The organism is Citrobacter freundii complex sp. 2024EL-00216, assembly GCF_043945515.1.
In the GTDB taxonomy this organism is placed as follows: domain Bacteria; phylum Pseudomonadota; class Gammaproteobacteria; order Enterobacterales; family Enterobacteriaceae; genus Citrobacter; species Citrobacter portucalensis.
The window spans coordinates 33,398-57,085 of sequence record NZ_JBIMRA010000026.1; the positions used below are offsets into that span (position 1 = coordinate 33,398).

The 23,688-nt window shown below is 49.0% G+C and carries 21 protein-coding genes; 18 read left to right on the plus strand and 3 right to left on the minus strand.

What is annotated here, in order from left to right:
* Positions 1-14: 14 nt before the first annotated feature.
* Positions 15-1,220 (plus strand): purine nucleoside transporter PunC, encoded by a 1,206-nt coding sequence (gene punC, locus ACHHZ7_RS22170; RefSeq protein ID WP_032943314.1) that lies wholly within the window; start codon positions 15-17, stop codon positions 1,218-1,220.
* Positions 1,221-1,510: 290 nt separating this feature from the next.
* Complete coding sequence (gene cfa / locus ACHHZ7_RS22175; RefSeq protein ID WP_008784662.1) at positions 1,511-2,659, plus strand: cyclopropane fatty acyl phospholipid synthase; 1,149 nt, start codon at positions 1,511-1,513, stop codon at positions 2,657-2,659.
* A 41-nt stretch (positions 2,660-2,700) separates the two neighbouring features.
* Here cfa and ACHHZ7_RS22180 read toward each other — a convergent pair whose 3' ends face one another.
* Entirely contained in the window at positions 2,701-3,348 is a 648-nt protein-coding gene (locus ACHHZ7_RS22180; RefSeq protein WP_003832752.1) for a riboflavin synthase, read from the minus strand.
* A gap of 217 nt (positions 3,349-3,565) precedes the next feature.
* Here ACHHZ7_RS22180 and mdtK point away from each other — a divergent pair, with 217 nt between their 5' ends.
* Positions 3,566-4,939, plus strand: a complete 1,374-nt coding sequence (gene mdtK / locus ACHHZ7_RS22185) for a multidrug efflux MATE transporter MdtK (RefSeq protein WP_060682260.1) — start codon at positions 3,566-3,568, stop codon at positions 4,937-4,939.
* A 37-nt stretch (positions 4,940-4,976) separates the two neighbouring features.
* Here the strand turns inward: mdtK and ACHHZ7_RS22190 are convergent, their stop codons facing one another.
* A complete protein-coding gene (locus tag ACHHZ7_RS22190) occupies positions 4,977-5,675 on the minus strand; it encodes an RluA family pseudouridine synthase (protein ID WP_057067234.1) in 699 nt (232 codons plus the stop codon).
* Between the two features lie 129 nt (positions 5,676-5,804).
* Between ACHHZ7_RS22190 and ACHHZ7_RS22195 the strand changes: the two genes are divergently transcribed.
* The 7 genes from ACHHZ7_RS22195 (at position 5,805) to ACHHZ7_RS22225 (ending at position 12,199) form a co-directional block, all read left to right on the plus strand.
* Positions 5,805-6,596 (plus strand): PhzF family phenazine biosynthesis protein, encoded by a 792-nt coding sequence (locus ACHHZ7_RS22195; protein ID WP_060682261.1) that lies wholly within the window; start codon positions 5,805-5,807, stop codon positions 6,594-6,596.
* 36 nt (positions 6,597-6,632) lie between these two features.
* A complete protein-coding gene (locus ACHHZ7_RS22200) occupies positions 6,633-6,941 on the plus strand; it encodes a monooxygenase (RefSeq protein ID WP_057067232.1) in 309 nt (102 codons plus the stop codon).
* Between the two features lie 245 nt (positions 6,942-7,186).
* Complete coding sequence (locus ACHHZ7_RS22205) at positions 7,187-7,582, plus strand: RidA family protein (protein WP_003832744.1); 396 nt, start codon at positions 7,187-7,189, stop codon at positions 7,580-7,582.
* A gap of 27 nt (positions 7,583-7,609) precedes the next feature.
* Positions 7,610-8,578: a threo-3-hydroxy-L-aspartate ammonia-lyase gene (locus tag ACHHZ7_RS22210; RefSeq protein ID WP_060682263.1), complete on the plus strand. Its 969-nt coding sequence runs from the start codon at positions 7,610-7,612 to the stop codon at positions 8,576-8,578.
* Between the two features lie 127 nt (positions 8,579-8,705).
* On the plus strand, positions 8,706-9,347 hold the full coding sequence (locus ACHHZ7_RS22215; protein WP_008784655.1) for a transcriptional regulator: 642 nt from the start codon (positions 8,706-8,708) through the stop codon (positions 9,345-9,347).
* Between the two features lie 411 nt (positions 9,348-9,758).
* Positions 9,759-10,253, plus strand: coding sequence for a molybdopterin-dependent oxidoreductase (locus ACHHZ7_RS22220; RefSeq protein ID WP_003832739.1), 495 nt, complete (start codon positions 9,759-9,761; stop codon positions 10,251-10,253).
* A 17-nt stretch (positions 10,254-10,270) separates the two neighbouring features.
* Positions 10,271-12,199, plus strand: coding sequence for a bifunctional diguanylate cyclase/phosphodiesterase (locus tag ACHHZ7_RS22225; RefSeq protein ID WP_060682264.1), 1,929 nt, complete (start codon positions 10,271-10,273; stop codon positions 12,197-12,199).
* A gap of 12 nt (positions 12,200-12,211) precedes the next feature.
* Here the strand turns inward: ACHHZ7_RS22225 and ACHHZ7_RS22230 are convergent, their stop codons facing one another.
* Entirely contained in the window at positions 12,212-13,171 is a 960-nt protein-coding gene (locus tag ACHHZ7_RS22230) for a DUF523 and DUF1722 domain-containing protein (RefSeq protein ID WP_008784653.1), read from the minus strand.
* A 320-nt stretch (positions 13,172-13,491) separates the two neighbouring features.
* Here ACHHZ7_RS22230 and ACHHZ7_RS22235 point away from each other — a divergent pair, with 320 nt between their 5' ends.
* The 8 genes from ACHHZ7_RS22235 (at position 13,492) to ACHHZ7_RS22270 (ending at position 23,113) form a co-directional block, all read left to right on the plus strand.
* The gene (locus ACHHZ7_RS22235) at positions 13,492-13,857 is read left to right on the plus strand and encodes a VOC family protein (protein WP_008784652.1); all 366 of its coding nucleotides are present in this window, start codon (positions 13,492-13,494) and stop codon (positions 13,855-13,857) included.
* Between the two features lie 299 nt (positions 13,858-14,156).
* Complete coding sequence (locus ACHHZ7_RS22240; RefSeq protein WP_003832733.1) at positions 14,157-15,266, plus strand: AI-2E family transporter; 1,110 nt, start codon at positions 14,157-14,159, stop codon at positions 15,264-15,266.
* A 119-nt stretch (positions 15,267-15,385) separates the two neighbouring features.
* On the plus strand, positions 15,386-17,170 hold the full coding sequence (locus tag ACHHZ7_RS22245) for a diguanylate cyclase (protein WP_060682265.1): 1,785 nt from the start codon (positions 15,386-15,388) through the stop codon (positions 17,168-17,170).
* 215 nt (positions 17,171-17,385) lie between these two features.
* Entirely contained in the window at positions 17,386-18,390 is a 1,005-nt protein-coding gene (trpS, locus tag ACHHZ7_RS22250; RefSeq protein WP_192464111.1) for a tryptophan--tRNA ligase, read from the plus strand.
* 255 nt (positions 18,391-18,645) lie between these two features.
* Positions 18,646-19,131 (plus strand): spore coat protein U domain-containing protein, encoded by a 486-nt coding sequence (locus ACHHZ7_RS22255; protein WP_003832728.1) that lies wholly within the window; start codon positions 18,646-18,648, stop codon positions 19,129-19,131.
* 22 nt (positions 19,132-19,153) lie between these two features.
* Positions 19,154-19,870: a molecular chaperone gene (locus tag ACHHZ7_RS22260; protein WP_060682266.1), complete on the plus strand. Its 717-nt coding sequence runs from the start codon at positions 19,154-19,156 to the stop codon at positions 19,868-19,870.
* 151 nt (positions 19,871-20,021) lie between these two features.
* Positions 20,022-22,175, plus strand: a complete 2,154-nt coding sequence (locus tag ACHHZ7_RS22265; protein WP_265453686.1) for a fimbria/pilus outer membrane usher protein — start codon at positions 20,022-20,024, stop codon at positions 22,173-22,175.
* Complete coding sequence (locus ACHHZ7_RS22270) at positions 22,166-23,113, plus strand: spore coat U domain-containing protein (protein WP_008784645.1); 948 nt, start codon at positions 22,166-22,168, stop codon at positions 23,111-23,113. Before ACHHZ7_RS22265 ends, ACHHZ7_RS22270 begins: the two co-directional genes overlap by 10 nt.
* Positions 23,114-23,688 lie beyond the last annotated feature (575 nt).

The window sequence follows — 23,688 nt, forward strand, 5'->3', positions numbered from 1 at the left end:
AAAGAGAAATGATGATGCAACCTGGGAAAGGGTTTTTAGTCTGGCTGGCAGGTCTTAGCGTGCTCGGTTTTCTGGCAACGGATATGTATCTACCCGCCTTTGCTGCTATTCAGTCCGATCTGCAAACACCTGCATCTGCCGTCAGCGCCAGCCTGAGCTTGTTCTTAGCGGGGTTTGCCGTCGCGCAACTGCTGTGGGGGCCGCTTTCTGACCACTATGGTCGCAAGCCTATTTTGCTGCTGGGTTTATCTATCTTCGCACTGGGCAGTCTGGGCATGCTATGGGTTGAAAACGCCACTGGTCTGCTGGTACTGCGATTTGTTCAGGCCGTTGGCGTCTGTGCGGCATCGGTTATCTGGCAAGCGCTGGTTACCGATTATTATCCTTCACAAAAAGTAAACCGCATCTTTGCCACTATTATGCCGCTGGTCGGGTTATCTCCTGCACTCGCCCCGCTTTTAGGCAGTTGGATCCTGGTACATTTTTCCTGGCAGGCCATTTTTGCAACTCTGTTTGCCATTACTCTGATTCTGATGCTTCCGGCTCTGCGTCTAAAGCCAACGGCTAAAGCGCGCGATGACAGCCAGGATAAACTGACTTTCGCCACCTTGCTGCGCTCGAAAACTTACCGTGGAAACGTGCTGATTTATGCCGCCTGTTCCGCGAGCTTTTTCGCATGGCTGACAGGTTCCCCGTTCATCCTCAGCGAAATGGGTTATAGCCCAGCGGTAATTGGTCTGAGCTATGTTCCGCAAACTATCGCCTTCTTAATTGGTGGTTACGGCTGTCGTGCAGCGCTGCAAAAATGGCAGGGTCGTCAGCTGCTACCCTGGTTACTCATTCTGTATGCCTTCAGCGTTGTAGGCACCTGGGCGACCGGCTTTATTCATCATGTTGCATTGGCTGAAATCCTGATCCCATTCTGCGTTATGGCGATTGCGAACGGCGCAATCTACCCTATCGTTGTCGCGCAGGCATTACGCCCTTTCCCACAGGCCACGGGACGCGCAGCCGCATTGCAGAATACGCTGCAACTGGGTTTATGCTTCCTGGCAAGCCTTGTCGTTTCCTGGTTGATTGCCACCCCACTGCTCACCACCACCAGCGTTATGCTGACAACAGTATTGCTGGCTGCTGTGGGTTACAAAATGCAGTCGCAGAAAACTGACGCCCCGCAAACAGATGATCGTGCGCAAGTTGCCCACGGAGAGTCGCACTAATAATGGTTGCGGGCATTTAGTTAGCCCGCTAACAATTATTGGTTGAATCGTCAAAAATTCAGGCATATACTGATTTTCAGTTGTTAAAAAAACGATAATTTTAATGCGTTAACGGGGACAAGAACGTTCCCGTTTTACCACGGATGGCCTTTTCGGCAAGGGTTTCTCCCTTCCTCTGTTCTACGTCGGATTATAGATTCGCGGATTAATTCCGTGAGATTTCTCACAAAGCCCAAAAAAGCGTCTACGCTGTTTTAAGGTTCTGATCACCGACCAGTGATGGAGAAGCTATGAGTTCATCATGTATAGAAGACGTCAGCGTACCGGATGATGACTGGTACCGCATTACCAATGAATTATTGAGCCGTGCAGGCATTGCCATTAATGGCAATGCACCGGCTGATATTCGAGTAAAGAACCCCGATTTTTTCAAACGCGTATTGCAGGAAGGATCGTTAGGGTTGGGTGAAAGTTATATGGATGGCTGGTGGGAATGCGACCGGCTGGACATGTTTTTTAGTAAAGTCTTGCGCGCCGGTCTTGAAAACCAACTCCCCCGCCACTTTAAAGATACGCTACGTATCGCCACGGCTCGCCTGTTCAATTTACAGACCAAAAAACGTGCGTGGATGGTCGGCAAAGAACATTACGATTTGGGCAACGATCTCTTTACCCGCATGCTTGACCCCTATATGCAGTATTCCTGCGCCTACTGGAAAGATGCCAACACTCTGGAATCTGCCCAGCAGGCGAAGCTCAAAATGATTGCTGAAAAATTGCAACTGAAGCCAGGAATGCGGGTGCTTGATATTGGCTGTGGCTGGGGTGGTTTATCCCAGTTTATGGCATCGCAATATGGCGTGAGCGTGGTGGGTGTGACCATTTCGGCAGAACAGCAGAAAATGGCACAGGAACGTTGCGCTGGGCTGGATGTCACCATTTTGCTGCAGGATTATCGCGACCTGAACGACAAATTCGACCGCATTGTCTCCGTCGGCATGTTTGAACATGTTGGACCGAAGAACTACGCCACCTATTTTGAGGTGGTCGATCGTAATTTAAAACCGGATGGTCTCTTTTTACTGCACAGCATCGGCTCCAAAAAAACCGACAATAACGTTGATCCGTGGATCAATAAGTATATCTTCCCAAACGGGTGTTTGCCGTCAGTTCGCCAGATTGCCAACGCCAGCGAACCGCATTTTGTGATGGAGGACTGGCATAATTTTGGCGCGGATTACGACACGACGCTGATGGCATGGCACGAGCGTTTCATGAGCTCCTGGCCTGAAATCGCCGATAACTATACCGAACGTTTCAAACGGATGTTCAGCTATTATCTGAACGCCTGCGCCGGGGCGTTTCGTGCTCGAGATATTCAGCTATGGCAGGTGGTATTTTCCCGCGGTGTTGAACACGGTCTGCGCGTTCCCCGCTAATCGTTTTCGCCCCCGTAGCAACGGGGGCTTTACTCTCAGGCTTAGGCTCCCGCTTCGCCCGTTATGTTGCTGATGGCGCTTTCACGCGCCGCCAGGACACGCTCAACGGTATCAACCACCGCCTGCGTTTGGGGATCGATTTCGATATTAACCCGTGCGCCCAGCTTTTTCTTGCCAAGCGTCGTACGCTCCAGCGTTTCCGGGATCAAATGTACACAGAAACGCGTCGGCGTCACTTCACCGACCGTCAGACTGATACCGTCAATACCAATAAATCCTTTGTACAGGATATATTTCATCAGCGACGGATCCTGGACTTTAAACCACACCTGACGGTTATTCTCCGAGGTCAGAATTTTCGACACTTCGGCAGTGGTCATAATATGGCCCGACATTAAATGTCCGCCAATCTCATCACTGAATTTTGCCGCACGTTCAACGTTAACCAAATCTCCAACCTTCAGATCGCCCAGGTTGGTGATACGCAGCGTTTCTTTCATCAGGTCGAAGCTTATCTGGTTACCGTTAATTTCGGTGACCGTCAGGCAGCACCCATTGTGGGCAACCGATGCGCCGGTCTCCAGCGCATCCAGCATATATTCAGGCAACTCCACAACATGCGTACGAAAATTTGGTTTTTCATCAATGGACACCAATTTTGCGGTGCCCTGCACAATACCCGTAAACATACTTCCTACTCCTGAACTCAATTAAGACATCTCTGCACAGCACAATAGCAGGTGGAAATTCAGGTTGCCAGCAATGCACCACCAGCGCCTGTTTTTTCACTGGAGAATTACGTATTCCTCGCTACAATAGACTGAAATTTCCCCTGCTTTTTCTCCTTGCTGCCATATAAGGCGGCTTTTTTAGTCTCTCAAATAACAACAATATAGTGGTGTACACGTGCAAAAGTATGTAAGTGAAGCGCGTCAGTTATTAGCTCTGGCAATTCCGGTGATTCTTGCGCAAATCGCTCAAACCGCAATGGGATTCGTTGATACCGTCATGGCGGGCGGATACAGCGCGACGGATATGGCGGCAGTCGCCATTGGTACGTCCATCTGGCTACCGGCCATTCTGTTTGGTCACGGACTACTGCTGGCGTTGACGCCGGTAATTGCGCAACTCAATGGTTCCGGACGCCGCGACCGTATCGCCCATCAAATACGTCAGGGATTCTGGCTGGCGGGCAGCGTCTCCGTGCTGATTATGGTTGTGCTATGGAATGCGGGGTACATTATTCGCTCCATGCATAACATCGACCCGGCGCTGGCGGATAAAGCCGTTGGCTACCTGCGTGCCCTGCTGTGGGGCGCACCGGGTTATCTGTTCTTCCAGGTAGCCCGTAACCAGTGCGAAGGATTAGCCAAGACTAAACCGGCGATGGTGATGGGTTTTCTCGGCCTGCTGGTGAACATTCCGGTTAACTATGTTTTCATTTATGGGCATTTAGGCATGCCGGAACTGGGCGGCGTGGGTTGTGGTGTGGCAACAGCAGCGGTTTACTGGGTGATGTTTATCACCATGCTCTCTTACATCAAACGTGCGCGTTCAATGCGCGATATCCGTAATGCGCGTGGTTTCCAGAAACCTGACACCGCAGTAATGAAGCGTCTGGTACAGCTGGGTTTACCTATCGCGCTGGCGTTATTTTTCGAAGTGACGTTGTTTGCGGTGGTCGCGCTGCTGGTTTCTCCACTGGGGATTGTCGACGTAGCCGGACACCAGATCGCACTGAACTTCAGCTCGTTAATGTTCGTCCTGCCGATGTCTCTGGCTGCCGCCGTCACCATTCGTGTCGGTTATCGTCTGGGCCAGGGTTCCACGCTGGATGCCCAAACCGCAGCCAGAACGGGTCTGGGTGTTGGTGTGTGCATGGCGGTCGTAACAGCGATTTTCACCGTGACATTCCGCGAGCATATTGCCCTGCTCTATAACAATAACCCGGAAGTTGTCGCCCTGGCCGCGCAGCTCATGTTACTGGCCGCGGTGTATCAAATATCGGACTCTATCCAGGTTATTGGCAGCGGGATCCTGCGTGGTTATAAAGATACGCGTTCCATTTTCTTTATTACCTTTACGGCATACTGGGTGCTGGGCCTGCCGAGCGGTTATATTCTGGCGCTTACCGATCTGGTAGTTGACCGGATGGGACCGGCGGGATTCTGGATGGGCTTTATTATCGGCCTGACCTCTGCGGCGATACTGATGATGCTGCGGATGCGGTTTCTACAACGCCAGCCGTCAGCGGTTATTTTACAACGCGCTGCGCGATAACCTCATAAAAGCCGCCACCAGACGGCTTTTTTTCGCCTCAAAACGGGCTGGCGTTTTTGGCGTTCATCCACGCTTCACTAATGGGATGCCTGAAATGCAGTTCACTGGCATGCAGCATCAGCCGTGGCGTTTGTTCAGTCCCCGGCAGCAGACGTCCACCGTACAGATCGCACCCCAAAATAGGATGTCCCAACTGCTGACAATGGATCCGTAGTTGATGGGTGCGCCCGGTTTCAGGGGTCAGTTGTACCCGCGTCAAGGGGAGCAACGTCCCCTCTTCCTGACGATGATAAAAACGCTCGACAACCTGATAGCGCGAGCGCGCGGGTTTGCCGTTGAGAGCACAAATCGACATCAATGGAAACAGCGCCGGGTCTTTGGCAATTGCGGCGTCGATAACCCCTTCGTCGTTTTCCAGATGCCCGCATAACAGCGCACTGTACACCTTAGTGATCGTCCGCTGGCTGAACTGCTGGCAAAGCGCGGCGTTAATAGCCTTGTTACGAGCGACCACCATCAGCCCAGAGGTGCCGAAATCAAGCCGATGTACCAGCGTGCAGCCAGGGTAAATCTGTACCAGCCGGTGATGTACCGAATCGAGATTCTGCGGATTTTTGCCCGACAGGCTAAGCAACCCGCTGGGTTTATTGATGAGCACCAGATGCTCGTCCTGATAGAGGGTCTCTATCTCGTCATGGCAAGGCGGGGCAATAAAGGTATCGAAGATCGTAGACATCAGGCGGCCAGAATGAGGTGTGGGAACGGATGATAACGAATTTTCACCACAGTGGCGAATCTGAGCATTGACCCAATGGCTGGCATGATAGAGTGTGATTTATCCTGAGTGCGATGAGAGGGTTACTCTGTGCAACAAATCGATTTTTACATGGTGGATGCCTTTACCACCACGACATTTGGCGGTAATGCCGCAGCAGTCTGTCCGCTCACGGACTGGTTGCCCGATGAAACATTATTAAAGATGGCGCAGCAGCATAACCAGTCAGAAACCGCTTTTTTTGTCGCCAATGAGAATGGCTTTGAGCTGCGTTGGTTTACCACTCAGAGTGAAATTAATCTGTGTGGGCATGCCACGCTTGCCGCCGCGCATGTCATCTTTGAACATCTGGATTACCCGGATACCAAAATCCAATTTGCTACCCGCTTTGTGGGACCGCTGACGGTCACGCGCTGCGGTGAATGGCTGACGCTTGATTTTCCAGCCTGGCAAAGCGAATCTGCCGTGCCGCCCGCTTTACTGCTGGAAACATTAGGCATCACCGAATACAAAGAGATGCGTGTGGCACGCGATTACATGGTGGTGCTGGAAAATCAACAGCAGGTTGAGGCTGTGCGCCCAAACATCCACGCCATGATTCCGCTGGGGAAAATGGTATGCATCACCGCGCCGGGTGACGGGGAATACGATTTTGTCAGCCGTTTCTTCTGCCCGGGCGAAGCCGTCGCGGAAGACCCGGTCACAGGCTCGGCACATAGCATGCTGATCCCTTACTGGGCTGGAAAACTGAATAAAACACAGATGCTGGCACGCCAGGTCTCTGAACGCGGCGGGGATTTACGCTGTCAGTTAGCAGGAACGCGTGTATATATCAGTGGGCAGGCGATAACTTATCTGACCGGTAAAGTGCTGTTGCGCTAGCAGCCTTACCCAAAATAACCAATCCATGGAGGATTTATGTCGAACAAACTCGTGCAGATACACTTTGATTTTCATGGTCCGTTTGGGGCTGAGATGTCGAATCAGCTCGTTGAACTGGCCGAATCAATCAACCAGGAGCCGGGGTTCATCTGGAAAATCTGGACCGAGAACGAAGCAAATCACGAAGCGGGAGGCATCTACCTGTTCCAGGACGAAGACACCGCTCAGGCCTATATCAAAAAGCATACCGCCCGCCTGAAGCACCTGGGTGTGGAGGAAGTAACGTTCAAAATCTTCGATATCAATGAACCGCTAAGTAAAATTAACCACGGTCATATCAGCTAAACTTTTGCCTTAGACGCCCCCTCCCGGGGCGTTTCTTCATTTCCCCCTGCTTTCCCCTTTCAACAGCGATATCCCCGTCACCGCTCCAGGACAGTGATTTAGCCTGGGCCACGTTTGCAGTAGTTCACAAAATCAGCGTTAGCGAAAACTATCGCTGGCCGAACGCACTATGAAGGAGTATAAAATAATACAAACAGTATTATTTTATACAAAATGAATCAAAAACGGCGACTGGAGATTCTCATATGACCGCGGACATTACACTGAACTCATCTGCTGGAAGCTTCCCGCCAGCAGGTCATTACTCGCACAGTACAACGGCTGGCGGATTCGTCTTCATTTCCGGGCAGTTGCCGGTCACTTTCGACGGCGAGAAAAAAGCGGATGCCTCTTTTGAAGATCAAACCCGGCTGGTACTCAAGAATATTGATGCTTGTCTGGCTGGTGCTGGGGCATCACGTCAGCATCTGGTGTCTGTTCGCGTCTATGTGACGGATATGAACCAGTGGCCGACGTTTAACAAAATCTATGGAGAGTGGATCGGCGATTTCCGTCCATCCCGTGCAGTAGCAGGTGTTGCGGAACTTCATTATGGTTTTGCGCTGGAAGTTGAAGCTATTGCGTTGGCCCCGCAAGCGTGACGTTTAACAACATACAGGTGAACAACAATGACTGAAATGACACTGCCTGATTATAACGATGTTGCCGCTGCGGCAGAGCGCATCGCAGATTATGCTAACAAAACGCCGGTGATGACCTCCCGAACGGTAAATGAAGAATTTGGCGCGGAAGTCTTCTTTAAGTGCGAAAACTTCCAGAGAATGGGCGCCTTCAAATTTCGTGGCGCTATGAATGCGCTACGCCAGTTCACGCCACAACAACGCGCTGCGGGCGTCGTGACGTTTTCTTCCGGCAACCATGCACAGGCCATTGCCCTGTCGGCAAAGTTGTTGGGTATTCCAGCAACAATTATCATGCCGCATGATGCCCCGGCGGCCAAAGTTGCAGCGACGAAAGGCTATGGCGGAAAAGTGGTAACTTACGATCGCTATACTGAAGATCGTGAAAAAATTGGTCGGGACCTGGCAGAGAAACAGGGGTTAACGCTAATCCCCCCTTACGACCATCCGCACGTGATAGCAGGCCAGGGCACCGCCACAAAAGAGCTAATTGAAGAAGTGGGTCTGTTAGACGCTCTTTTCGTGTGTCTGGGCGGTGGCGGCCTGCTCTCAGGATCCGCCCTGGCGGCCAGACATCTGTCTCCTGACTGCATCATCTATGGTGTCGAACCTGAGGCGGGTAACGATGGTCAACAATCGTTCCGAAGTGGAAAAATAGTTCATATCGATACGCCCAAAACCATTGCTGACGGTGCTCAGACTCAACATCTCGGGAACTATACGTTTCAGATTATCAAGCAAAATGTGAACGATATCCTGACTGTTTCAGACGCTGAGTTAGTTGCCTCAATGAAATTTATCGCTGAACGCATGAAAATCGTCGTAGAGCCGACCGGGTGTCTGGGTTTTGCTGCCGCCAGAGCGCGTAAAGCTGAGCTTCGCGGCAAGAAAATCGGCATTATCATCAGCGGCGGAAACGTGGATATCAGTCGCTACAGTGAATTTCTGGCCGGATGATAAACAGGGTATCTGCCATGCAGATACCCTACTTTTACTGTCTGTACACTCCCGTCTGGAAAAACACTCCCAGGTCACTGTAAACTGCTCGCAATCATGGCAACAGACATCACCGCAGGAGACTGGCATGCCAAAAACCGACAATAACTCGCTTCTCAGCCAAATTGATACTATCGCCAGGGGATTGAGTGAGACCTTCTCTCCGTTTTGCGAAGTGGTGGTTCATGACCTCAAAAATCCAGAACATGCCATTTTATCCATCCATAATAATCTTTCCGGACGTCAACCTGGCCAGCCAGCAACCGAGCTTGGCCTGGCGAGAATCGCATCACCTGACTTTCCCAGCATCATTGCGAACTACAGCAATCAGTTTGCCGATGGCCGCCCGGTGAAAAGTACATCGATTGGCATTAAGGACGAAGACGGCAAATACGTAGCGGCACTTTGCCTGAATGTCGATATGACGCTGTTCCGTGGTATGCAGAGTGCTCTTGCGCGTTTTACTGAAACTGAAAATTCCCCCATTAAGGAACATATCGATCCCGGCAGCAATGAAGTCATCCGCCAGCGTATTGATGACTTTGCCGCTAAACGCGCGACGACGGCCCGAGCCCTTAAACCTCAAGACCGTAAGCTGCTGATTCAACAATTACGCCAGGACGGTTTGCTGAACGTACGCAAATCTATGGATACGGTTGCACAGCATCTGGGCGTATCGAGGGCCACCGCCTATCTGTATGCCCGCCAGTCAGCTCAGGCGGGTGAATAAACGGGTTCAGATAGACCACACTTGCCGCGTATAGAATTTTTGTCCTTGATTACCGACACGAAGCGCTCCCGCTACACTAAAGGCGGCTTCGTGCCCGATATAGTTACCCACCAGTAAACAACCAAATCCAACTGCAGTGAAAAAAATAAACCTTTATTTTCGTGCGTATTTATTGGCACTGAGTAAATAGATGATTTATTTTTGTACATACATAGTGAAATTTAGCTTTACTCAAATAACACACTAGCATTTTTAATGCACCACAGCAGAACAGGTAACAACTAACTCACTGATTTAAAAGAGTTAAAAAGCCATTGAAGTTATTACACCAATAATACCCATGCAATATATATAAATAGCGTGATATCTAAATTATAATTCTTTAACATCCGGCTGATTGGTGAGGTAAGAATGCGATTAATGGTCATGTTGGTAAGCTTTGTACTCTCCACCCAGCTATGGGCAGGTGAACTTTCCAGGCCCACCGGTAAAGTGCTTTTAACGCTGTCGGGTAATATTGAAAATACAAATGCAGACGGGAAAGCCGTTTTTGATACCGCCAGCCTTGAGAAGCTGGGCATGGTCAGTTTCCAGACCACCTCCCCCTGGTATAATGGGCGCACTACCTTTACGGGTATTCCGCTACAAAAACTCATGGATTATGTCGGGGCGAACGGCTCTGTTGTTAAGGTCACTGCACTCAATGACTACACCACTGTTATCCCTCTTAGTGATTTCAAAAAATACAATGCTATCCTTGCGTTAAAAATCAACGGAAAATATATGCGCATCCGTGACAAAGGCCCGTTATTCATTGTGTACCCCTATGACAGCATGCCAGAATTGAATAATCAGATTTATTATTCAAGGTCTGCATGGCAGGTCAGTAGTATGGATATTGAGTAAGCGTTCAGAGGAACATCATGAACAGAATACTGGCTGGCATCATCTTTTTTCTTTTTATATCTACCGGGTATATCTCTTTCCTCGTGCATGAACGGCAACAAGAGTTACAGAAACTGACTCACTACACCGATTCCTGGTCTGCTGCTCAGCTGGTATCACAATATTACCGATTTGAATCGTTGCTTGGTCTTTACACTATCGATGATACGATGAATCTCGATGATGTACGCATGCGCCTCGACATTATGCTTAGCCAGAGTGATTTGATAAAAGAAGGTGACCTGGGGCGCTACATCGAAAGCAATATAGCCCACCGCGAGCTGGCGGTAAAACTTGAAAATACCCTTAGTTTTCTGGATGTTAATCTAGAAAAAATGAACCATTCAGCACTCCAGGCTTATCTGAAAAAAATGCATACTCTGGATGCGCCACTGGGTCGTCTTTCATCTGGTGCGTTAAACAAAGATGTTAACTCGATCAATAACGCCAACCAAAAAATCCAGACGCTGTACTATATTTATTCTGCAACCTCTGTGCTGCTGATAATACTGAGTGCGATTCTGGGCGTGCTCATTTTCTATCAAAACAGAAATATTCTGCGGGCGCACCTGCAGGTCAAGAGTCTTGCCGAAGAACTGCAGAAATCTAAAGAAAAACTGCAAATTCAGAATGCTAAACTGGAATATGACGTCTACCATGACTCTCTTACCGAGATGAATAACCGTCAGCTATTCTGGAGCGATTTAAATAAAACAATTGAGAGAGCAGAAAAAAATCACGATTCTGTGACTGTGATGTTGTTTGATTTAGATCGATTCAAAGAAGTAAATGATACGTATGGTCATGATGCCGGTGATATGTTGCTACGCCAGATATCTGACCGACTGGTTTCGATGAGCCTTACTTCGGATACGCTGTATCGCCTGGGTGGAGATGAATTTGCGTTTCTCTCAAGTGGCCTGACAGAAAGCCACGCTGTTTCGCGCGCCCAGAAAATATGTGAATTTATCAGCCAGCCCTACACTATTTATAACACGATTATCAACATAACCACCTGTGTTGGCATTGTTATCTCAGACACTGAACGTCGTTCCGACTATCTTTATAAATTTGCCGATCTGGCCCTTTATGAAGCCAAAGGTGAAGGCTCTGGTAAGATAAAAGTCTTCCGACAACGAATGTTAGAAAAGCTACAAGAAAGCAGAACGCTTGAGCATGATATGGCATTGGCAATAGTGAACAAAGAATTCGTGGTTTATTATCAGCCCATTGTTGACTCCTTCAGCCAGGAAATTTATAGCTATGAAGCCCTAATTCGTTGGCTCCATCCTCTAAAGGGCCTCCTGTCGCCGGATAACTTTATTCCTGTTGCTGAAAAAACCGGAATGATTAATGAGATGGGGAAAGCTGTGCTTGAAATTGCCTGCCGGGAAGCGGCTTGTTGGGCGGTTCCGGCTAAAATTTCAGTGAATGTCTCTCCTGTCCAGCTAAGCAGCAAAGCCTTTGTCGGTATCGTACTGTCTATTCTGAAAGAAACTGGACTCCCAGCCGATCGTCTTGAACTGGAAGTAACAGAATCCTCTCTCTTCACTGAGAGTACGACGCCGATGAACACACTTAACAAACTCAGAGCCATGGGTGTAAAAATCTCCATCGATGATTTTGGCACCGGATATTCTTCCCTTTCGCGCCTGAGCAGGCTTGCCTTCGATAAAATTAAAATAGACAAGTCGTTTGTCCATTCAATATCCACACAGGAAGATGCGCTTAATATCATCAAACTGATCACCGGCATGGCGAAATCCCTCAATATGAAGGCTGTTGCTGAAGGTGTTGAAACGCAGGAACAACTAAAAAGCCTTCAGGCGCTGGGCTGCGATTTCGCCCAAGGATATCTGTTTGGTAAACCTCAGCCTTGTATCGATGAGAAAATCAGAAACGGTTGAATCGCTCTCAGACTATTTGATCATCAACCGTAGCGCTAAATCATTCGGATAAGGATCAAAATAGTTCTGGGTAAGCAGATAGCTGTCTGGGTATTCAGCCAGATAGTGCTTGAGTAGCGTCAGAGGCGCCAATATTGGCAGCAGCCCACCGCTATAGTTGAGGATAACGTCACGTAACTCTCCACGCTGGCGGGAGTTCAACCGTTCGCGGAAGTAGCCCTGGATATGCATCAGTACGTTGGTGTGATTTTTTCGTGAGGCGGGCTTTTTGAGGATCGTCATGAGCTTTTCACGATAGACAACGAAAAAAGCGTCCAAATCATCCCACTGGTGAAGCGAGGCAACGAATGGGCCGATTTCCCGGTAACCGGCCTGGTGATGAGCCAGAAGCTGTAGCTTATAGCGACTGTGAAAGTTGAGTAAGCCATGGCGAGTAAGACCATTGGCCCGCAGCCTATTAAGCTCATGCAATGCGAACACGCGTTCGACAAAGTTCTCCCTCAGCACTGGATCGTGCAAGCGGCCATCTTCTTCGACTGGCAACCACGGGTAGGTTTCCATTAACGCGCCAGTAAACAGACCAGTCCCTTCTTTTCGCCCACGATTTCCCTTCTCGTCATACAGTCTCACTCTTTCCATACCGCAACTCGGTGATTTAGCACAGACGATAAAACCCGAGAGGCCACCAAGTCCCTGAAGATATGAGTTGGTGAAATCGGACATTTTATCGGTTACATCCTCACCAGGCGCATGGCTAAAACAGATGCGGACATTCCCTTGGGCGGTTTGAACCAGACGCAACGCGGGACGTGGTACAGGCAAACCGATGGACATCTCTGGGCAGACAGGTTTGAAAGTCACCCACTGAGCCAGGTCGTCCATCACAAACCCCATCCGTTTATGCCCACCGTCGAATCGCACGGCTGAACCAGTTAAACATCCACTAATCCCGATGACAGGCTGAGTGTTCATAGCGCCCCCCTCGTTAATTGACGACCCTTTTCGGGAAAAAATGACGGTTTCACTATTAAATCATAGCGTAAGTTATCTGCTGTGAGTTCAACTGATAGATGCAAGTGTAAGTATCCCCCATAATCGTGCCATTCCTAATGAATATTTAGGCGGGATACAAACCAGGCAATCAAAGAATCCAATTAAAACAGCAAAGGCAGGTACTGTAGATATATAGATCTCTAAATTGATGTTCATCACATTGACAGGTTCTTACGTGAATTCGACTTCAATCTCTTTATATACTCTTTATTTGTTCATATCTTCATGAGGAATAAAGAATGTTCGATCATGTGAAAATCGGTGTAAGTGATTACGAAAAAAGTAAAATTTTCTTTCTCAACGCGCTTCAGCCGCTTGGCGTAGAACTCATCGATGAAGGCACACCAAGCTACGGTGTTGAAATGGGCTCCGAGAATGTTTCACTTTGTCTGTTCCACACGAATGACAAACCGGCTCCTCTGCATCTGGCGTTTGTCGCAAAAACCCGGCAGCAAGTTGATGAATTTTACAATGCTGCTTTGCGCACGGGAGCCCAGGATAACGGAGCACCTGGCTTACGTTCCTATAGCGAAAACTACTATGCCGCATTTGTCATTGCACCTGATGGCCATAATATTGAGGCGGTCTGCCATGCGCCGGACTGATTAAGGAGCAGTTTGGATATCGAAAAATTATTCGATGTTGATTTTGAATCTGCCTGAAGAGCTGTAATAACCCTGCTTATTTGAACTCATAGCATAAAAGTATCGTTGAAAAGAAGGAATTCGTATATGTCTAAGATTAAGTTTGAACTGAGGCGAGGATAGCTCTCCCGCCAGTGAAGCAAGGACAATAAGAATGTAGCCTTAGTGCAACATCTTTATTCTAAATATCTGCAGCTAAAGTTGGTAAATCCCCTGAACGGTTCTATAGTCGGGACTGCTTCTCATTACAGGGTTCACTAATGCGATTTAACGGACTGACTAAAGGCTTCTTCATTTTCATACTTGCCCTCGTGACCTGGGCGTTCTTCGATGTATTGTCCCCCTACTTTTCCGCCATTTTGTGGGCCGCGATATTAACGACTATCTTTAACCCGGTAAAAAACAGACTGCGTAGCGCGCTTGGCGAACGCAACGGGCTGGCATCGTTGATTACCATCGTCATTATCTGTCTGATTGTCTTTATCCCGCTGATGGTAATCCTGTCATCGCTGGCCATTGAACTGAACGTGGTGTACACCAAACTGCAACAGAATGACACGCAGTTCCCGGAAGTCGTCACTTCTATTCTTTCGTACCTTCCTGACTGGGCCAGAGGGTTTCTGGCAGAACACAATCTGGATGATGTCGCGCAGATCCAGAAAAAACTGTCCGATGTCGTGCTGCAAGGCGGGCAGTACCTTGCTGGCAGTGCATTTCTGATTGGGAAAGGGACATTCGGCTTTGCTATCAGTTTTGGCATCATGCTGTATCTGCTGTTCTTCTTACTGAAGGATGGACCGTATCTGGTGCGCCAGATTCTGGACTCATTACCCCTTTCTGACTTTGCCAAACAGCACCTGTTTGCCAAATTCGTCGGCGTGACGCGGGCAACCGTCAAGGGCACGGCGGTCGTCGCTTTGGTTCAGGGTATTCTTGGCGGCATCGCGTTTGCAATTGTGGATATCGACGGCAGCGTTCTGTGGGGGGCGTTGATGGCGTTTCTCTCGCTCGTGCCTGCAGTGGGCTCAGCGATCGTCTGGGTACCTGCAGCAATATTCCTGTTCGCCACCCACCAGCTATGGCAAGGGCTGTTTATCGTTGGCTTCTTCGTGATTATCGTTGGGCTGGTGGACAATATCCTGCGCCCGCTGCTGGTAGGTAAAGACACCAAAATGCCGGACTATCTGATTTTGATTACCACTCTCGGCGGCATGGAGATCTACGGCATTAACGGCTTTGTGATTGGCCCCCTGATTGCTGCACTATTCATAACCTGCTGGAACCTGTTTTCCGGGCGTGACCATGAAGGTAACGTGGAAGGAATCGACGAAGCCTTTATGGAAGAAGGAAAAAATCCTCCAGATTTATGATTGCAGGACGATAACAGAAGGCGGTTTCTGGACCGCCTTTTTTATTTTCACGCAAAATCATGCGTTTCCTATAATTGCAATCATGCGTATTCATTAATCGTCGCAGAAGGAACTAATCAGTGCGAATTGCCACAATCACCAACTGGGCCTATAGCGCGACGGTATGCCTGACCATCGCTTCAGGCGTTGTCATGCTGATGGCATCCAGCGCCGATAACACAGAACGCCAGGTGGTAGAACAGCGTTATCAGTTCGATCAACTTACCGAAGAAGTCGAACTCGATGCCTGGTCGCTGTCCGACCTGGCGCGCGACTATGTTATTGCAAAAGATCCTGAGGTGCTTAACGCCTACCGTCAGAAAGAAGCGACGCTGAAAGCTGTTGAGCATCGGCTGTCAAAGCTCAAAGACCTTGGGGCTACGGATGAAGAGCTGGCGCTATTGCACGAAGGGCTACAGATTGTTGATGCCCTGCAGGACGAGCAAGCTGCGGCGCTTGCCAGCGTCGCGCGCGCAGAAGAGTCGCAGGCTATTGCCCTGCTCTATGGGAAAAGCTATGAACAGGAACTGGAACGCGCCCAGGACCGGATAGATCATTTCCGCCAACTGCTCGATAACCGCGTACGCAATACAATTGAAGATGCAACCCAGTCATCCCGCATGCTGCGGACAGCCTCTGAAGTGATGGTCGGTCTGACAGCGCTGCTGTTTTTATTCGTTCTCGGTTTCATTTTAAAGCGTCGCGTCCTGCGCCCCGTTGTACGGCTGAGCGATGTGGTTAACCGTCTGGCGTCGCAGGATTACGCCGTGGAAACGCCCAGCTTTAACCAGATCGATGAAATCGGCGATATGGCGCAGGCGATCCGGATATTTCGCGAGAACGGTCTGGCGCGTCAGAGACTGGAGAAAGAGCGAGATGCCGACTGGGCAATCCGCGATCTGCTGGCGCGCATGACGCAACGTCTGCAGGGTTGCGAGAGTTTTGCCGATGTCATCAATGTGGCAGAGCTGTTTGCACCGAATATTGCTCCAGGTATTGCCGGGCGGCTTTACATACTGGACCAGGAACCCTGGCAAATGCGCTGCGTTGCACAATGGCTTTCTCCGCAGGGTAAAGCGGATGCGTTCCACCCGGACGAATGCTGGGCTGTGCGCCGCGGCCAGAGTCATCCTCCGGTACAAGGTGAACCCGATATCGCCTGCTACCATCTGCCAGAGTCATGCCAGCACCACACTCTGTGCGTCCCGCTGATTGCCCAGGGCGAAGCCATCGGCCTGCTCTCATTCCAGAACCTTAGCGATGATTCCGCCCCCTCCCGTGCATATCTGGAGCTGATGGCAGAAGCACTCGGCCTCGCATTAGCCAACCAGCGTCTGCGTGACGCCCTGCTGGAGAAAGCGCTCTACGATCCGCTAACCGGACTGCGCAACCGTCATCATCTTGAAGATACACTGCGTACCCAGATGAGCCAGGCAGTGCGTAACAAAGAACCAATCAGTTGCCTGATGATCGATATCGATCATTTTAAAAGTATTAATGACCGCTTTGGCCATGAGGCTGGCGATAGCGTGATTAAAAGTATCGCTGCGACTATTCAGCGCGTTGTCCACGACAGCGGCATGGCCTTCCGCTACGGCGGTGAAGAGTTTCTGGTACTGCTGGCCAATACGGATGAACAGGCCGCTAACCGCTTTGCTACGGAAATCTACAACGGCGTACGCGAACTGTCGCTGCGCTTTGGCGTTTCCGATATTGGACACGTGGATGTCTCTATAGGTGTCGCCAGTTACCCGCAGCATGCCCAGAGCGACAACCTGTTACGCGCCGCAGATGTCGCACTGTACCGCGCGAAAGAGTTAGGTCGTTCGCGCATTGTGAGCTTTGGCATGCTGGAAGCGAGCTGATATGCGCCAGCACTTCGGGCATTGCTTTACCTCTACGCCAGGTGGTATGTTAATTGGATGAACACAAAACACGATATCAACGGTTTTAATCACAACCTGTGGTGGCTGCCTTCTTAAAGGCGGTCAGAATGTGTTTTCCTCATTTTAAATAACCGCCGAAAGGCGGTTATTTGCATTTAGAGACCCCTTTCGGTTTTATGACTAAGGAGTCTTACATGAACAATAAAACCATCATCCTCACTGGCGATCGTCCCACCGGCCCGCTGCATCTTGGCCATTATGTGGGGTCATTGCGCCAGCGCGCCACGCTGCAACACGATTATCAGCAGTTTATATTGGTGGCTGACCTACAAGGGTTAACCGATAACGGCAGCACACCGCAAAAGATCCGCAACAATATTCCCGAAGTACTTGCCGACTATCTTGCCGCAGGAATAGACCCGTCACTTACCACCATCTGTCTGCAATCTGCACTGCCTGCTCTCGCAGAGTTAACCGCGCTTTATATGAACATCGTCACCGTGGCTCGCGTGGAGCGTAATCCTACGGTCAAAAACGAAATTGCGCAGAAAGGGTTCGCCCGCTCGTTACCGGTTGGTTTTCTGGTTTATCCCATCAGTCAGGCGGCAGATATTACGGCCTTCAAAGCCGAAGTCGTTCCCGTCGGCGACGATCAGTTGCCAATGATTGAACAGACTAATGAGATAGTGCATAAGATGAATAGCCTGTTACCGGCCCCCGTCCTATCGCACTGCAAAGCGCTGCTGAGTGAAACCAGCCGCCTTCCAGGGATCGACGGAAATGCCAAAATGTCAAAATCGCTTGGTAACACATTGCTCCTGTCAGCCAGCGAAGGAACCATTCACCGCGCGGTCAGCGCAATGTACACCGACCCTAATCATCTGAAAGTGTCCGACCCTGGGCAAATAGACGGCAATATGGTATTCACTTACCTCGATGCTTTTCATCCGGATAAAGCAAAAGTGGCGGAAATGAAAGCGCATTACCAACGGGGGGGACTGGGTGATCGGACATGCAAAAACGAGCTGGAAGTGTGCTTGCAAGAACTCATCGCGCCTATGCGCGAGCGGCGTGCAACCTACATTCAGGATAAAGGCATGCTGATGGCGATGCTCAAAAAAGGAAGCGAGCAGGCGCACGAGATTACGCAGCAGACATTAAGAGAAGTGAAGCAAGGACTGGGTTTGCCGGTGTTTTAATCTGGATTGATGTCTCTCCCGGTGGGAAATAAGCATCGGGAGGGATGACTCTTTATGGCGCTAATTCAACTCATATCACGTGACACCCGAGGTTGTGATTCATTGATACCCTGCTGAATGTAACTACCCTTTCCAGCCATTTACATGATTTACACATAGCACAAATACATAATCAAAATTAACCAGTAATCTCTATCCTTCCTCGCCTTTTCCCACCCTTATAAAATCGATTATATAACCTTAGCGAGTTTTAAAATGATTAACCGTAAAGCCACTGCATTATCTCTGACTGCGATTAGCATTTTATTTTCATCCGCTGTCTTTGCAGATGATTCAGGCAGCGTTAGCGACCAAATGACGGTAAAACTGACCGTCGAAAAATCATGCAAGGTCAGCGTTGATGATATGGATTTTGGTTCACACGGTAGTAATGATGGGGCTGTTACAGCCTCTGCCAAAGCTTATGTAACCTGTACAAACGGCACAGGGTATATGCTCGGAACGGATAAAACTCACGATTTCGAAATGAGTTCTAACGACACCGCCGATGCAAAAAAAGTAGCCTATACCCTTTCTACCGATCATCCTGGCGGCACTTCTCTGGCTGATAACGGTATTTCAGCTATTGGTACCGGTGAACAGCAAGCATTGCCCATCTTCGGGAAAGTAACGGCAAATGCCCTGAAACAGGCCTCTGCTGGGGACTATACCGATACCGTTACATTAACAGTTACATATTGATTTAATATTAAAGGTGCAGCATATGAAACGATTTATTTTATGGGTTGGTGTTAGCGTCTTGAGCCTGGCCTGCACAATAAATTCATACGCTGCCACCTTGCAGGTGTACCCGGTCACCCTGGGATTCTGTGGTAAAGAATCAGCCCAGGCTATCTATGTACGTAACACGGGTAGCGCCACTATCGGGGCACAGATCCGTGTCTATGCGTGGAAACAGCAAAATAATAAAGACAACTTGACCGAGACCCAGGATGTAATGGTTAGCCCTCCTATGACCACAATCCCGGTCTCCCGCCAGCAATTGATCCGGGTTATCTTAGCAACGCCAGGTAGTGGTGATACCGAGCAGGCCTACCGTATTATCGTTGATGAACTCCCTGGTGAAAATAATATGGCTGATAAAGATGGGGTTCGTTTCTTGCTGCGTTACTCCATCCCGGTATTTGTTAATTGTAAAGATACCCAACCCGTCAGTAGTCAACTAGATGTATCAATCGATCGTTCAGTTCATCCATTAATGTTAAAAATAAAAAACAATGGTACCCAGCATGTTAAATTAAGCGATGTTTTTATTTTCTCTGGCAAGAAAAGTGTTGCCATGAGCAATGGATTACTCGGGTATGTATTACCGCATAGTGAAAAGGAATGGCCGTTACCAAATGGAATAACTACTGCGTCATCTTTATCACTTAATTTGAATGACAATGCTAAAACGCAGATCATTAACATTACACCTTAAATCCATTGTTGTTTTTTTATTGGTATGTCCTTCTGTCCAGTCAGCAGAAAATGAGACACTGTATCTGACTGCAACGATAAATGATCAACCAGTTAAGGGGTTTATCAAAGCCAAAAATAGCAATAATAAGATTTATATTGCTGCTCAAGATATGGATAAGCTTAACCTGAAAGTGTCATCCCTGCCGGAACAAAAGGGGTATTTTGATATCAGTTCACAAGATGGCCTCAGTGTTACCTTCGACAACCTGAATCAAAGCCTGATTATTACTGCCAGTAAAAACTGGCTCGACAGAGAAAGCCATCTTTCCAATAGCAATAGCTCGCGCCTTATCCGTATGTCCGAGTTATCACCTGAAGTGCGGGGTTTGGCACTTAACTACGATTTATTTGCCAGCAATGAAGACGGCGTACAAGAGACTTCAGCCTATAGCGAGTTTCGCACCTTTGGCGTTGGCCCCGGCTTTTTCTCGACCTCTTTTAACACACAGGAGTCGAGCAGCAACGAGGCACAAACAGGTACTCATCGCCTGATGAGCAGTTGGAACTACGAAAACGTGGATAAACTGCTCACACTCAGGATCGGCGATGGTTTTACATCCTCGCAATCATGGACAAATAGCGTTCGTTTTGGCGGCGTTAGCCTTGCGCATAACTACAGTACCCAACCCACCTTCAATACGTCATCGCAGGATATCCTGACCGATAGTGTTACGCTCCCATCCACGGTTGATCTGTACGTCAGAGGAATCAGAACCTCCTCGCAGAAAGTTCAGCCCGGACAATTTACGCTTAACACAGCGCCGATTTTTACCGGCAGCGAAGGTGCGCAGGTGGTCATCACCGATGTGAATGGTAAACAACGCGTGGTGGATTTGAATCTGTACGGCACCAACCAACTCCTTTCTGATGGCCTTACAACCTGGGGTATGAGCCTGGGTTGGGTACGTGAAGATTATACCTATCGTTCTTTTGCCTATGATCCACAACTGGTAGGTGTGGGCGACTGGCGTCACGGGATGAACGACAGTACCACCATCGGCATGCATACCGAACAGAGTGGCAGCCTGCATAATCAAGGGATCGGTTGGGACTATTTGCTCTCTCCGTCACTGGGGACGCTACATGCCAACGCAGCCACCAGCCGTTATCAGGCCAATAGTGGCAACCAATGGGGTTCCGGCTGGCAGTGGAACAATCAGATTTTTAATTTCTCGCTCTCACACTCACAGGCCACTCGGGGATTTCGCGATATTTCATCTATAGCAGATAATGATATTGCCACCCGTGAAGATTCTGCATTTGCCAGCGTGTCGTTTGATATGACGGGCACTTTCGGTGCGAGTTGGGTCAGCCAGACATTCCCTGAGTATGCGGAACGCTATCTGGGATTATCCTGGTCAAAAAGTTTTGATAACCAGATCAACATTTCATCCAGCATCACACAAGCACTTGGCGACGATCACAACACTACCGTGTACGTCACGTTCAGTATTCCACTGTTCCGTCATCAGGATTACCTCTCAATCCAGGATAACCATGATAAAGACGGAAATTCCGTGCAAGCTAACCTAACGCGCTCACTGGAATCTAATAAACCGGGCTGGGGTTGGAATCTCTCTGCACAACAAGGTAAGAATAGAAGCATCCATGCAAGCCTCCAGCGCCGCAACACCTGGAGCGATCTGGCGTTAGGCTATAATCGTGATGAACAACAAAATAACTACTACGGTTCAATGACCGGTGCCGTAGGTTTGTTTATGGGGCACTTTTACGCCACCCGCGAATTGGGTAGCGCTTTCGCCCTCGTAGATACGGCTAAGGTACCGAATGTGCCGGTTTATCTCGAACATCGCCCGGTTGGCCATACGGATAGTAATGGCATGCTGTTTCTGAACAACCTTAATCCGTACCAGGCAAACCATATCGACATCGATCCTCTTAGTCTCGATGAAGATTATCGCGCCCCCTACACTAATGAAATCCTGATCCCGCAAACCGGGCGCGGTGCCGTCGCCAATTTTAACATTTATCGCACACATGCCGTTCTGTTAACCGTCACTATGCGTGATGGTAAAAATGTGCCCTTCTCCGCAAAAGTTAGCGTGCAGGATACTCATGGACAGACGCCCAGTCAGGGCACCCCACAAACCATTGTTGGTTATGAAGGTAAAATTTATCTGGAAGATCCCCCGACAGGCGGAACGCTGAACGTTCAGTGGGCATCTAACTCTTGTTCGCTAAAACTGCCATCACAATTTAACTCTTCTCATTCGGTGGAGAAAATAAACGCACTATGTCAGTAACTCGTTCCCTTTGGTTTATCGCCCTTTTTGTGGTGATGATGTTTAAATTCAGCCCAGTAGCTGAGGCCGCTAACTGCTGGAATGGTAGCCCTGCTGGACTGGATTTTGGTACTGTCACCCCCGGACAAACTGAGACAACCGCAACCCGACTTTCGTTTACCTGTAATAATTACGACGGTCAGGCCGAGTATGTCCGCGCCTGTCTAAAGGTTATGGCGAACAATCCGCTGGCGATGAGCCAGAACGAACCTTCAAGTACCCCGCTCTATTTTTCGGTCTACTCGATTTACAATCAACATTCACCGCTGAGTCAAAACAACAACGTGTATGCTCAAATCGATTTTGCTTTATCTACAGGCGGAACCGCTGAACATGACATACCGCTTATCGGCAAGATAAACCCCGGTCAGACTAATGTCAGCGCCGGGATATACTATGATTACGCCACAGCAATCCAAATTACATACACCTCAGCCAGTTCATTACAAGCGCTCCCGGCCTGTGGCACCCTGAATGGTACAACAATTACTGACCAGATTAGCGCCTCTGCCACGGTGAAAAACGGCTGTGAAGTTGTCAACGTGGATGATATGGCATTCGGCAGCAAGAGCCCCGCTCAGAGCGATTTGCTACAGGCGACATCCACGGCGAATATTACTGTCCAGTGCCCAACCGGGACGGATTATTCCGTCAGCATCGGTCATGGTCTGCACCCCAAGGGGAACCAGCGTTCAATGTGTCATAACGGTGAGTGCGTAAACTATGCGCTGTATCAGGATGCAGCACACTCCATGGAATGGACGCAGGGCAATCCGGAAAAACAGTATTCCGCTGATGGGCAAGCGCAGAGCCTGGTGGTTTACGGCTCCGTCCCAGCGCAGAAATGGCCATCACCAGGGGGTTATACTGACACTGTAGTGATTACGTTAACTTATTAACTCACAGATTTTTCGGTCAGTGAGCCAATGCGCTGGGTGTTTTTTTGCAATGACGCCCTGTCACGCTATGTGCACGAAAACACGCTGCAATTACACAGGGAAAAATCAATCAACCACAAAGTTAAACACATATAAATCAGTAAGATAATAAACTTAAGGATCAGGGTATAGCAGCTATTAATGTGTGCCTGTTTATGCCCCAATTTGCCTCCAAAATCACGCCCTCAAGTAGGGTAAAACCGCTCCATAACCACACAGATCATTCATTCCTCTCATTAACATATTTCCATAGCCCATTTCGAGCCATCGCACATTGTTCAGTCTTTGACTTGTTGTATGCCTACCTTTTGCACATCACATTCTCATCACCGATTTGATCATTCGTACTTATAACCTTCAACTAATCAAATCTTACGTGATAAACAGTGCCCTCTCTTACGACTGCTTAGTGCCAACAGCGGAAGTTGCTAACCGGATTTTTACTGAAGCTTGAGCAGCGATGCCACTTACTGATGCCTATCAGTAATGGGGCTCTTGATGATTCAAATAAAAAAGATTAAATTGATTGAGATTAT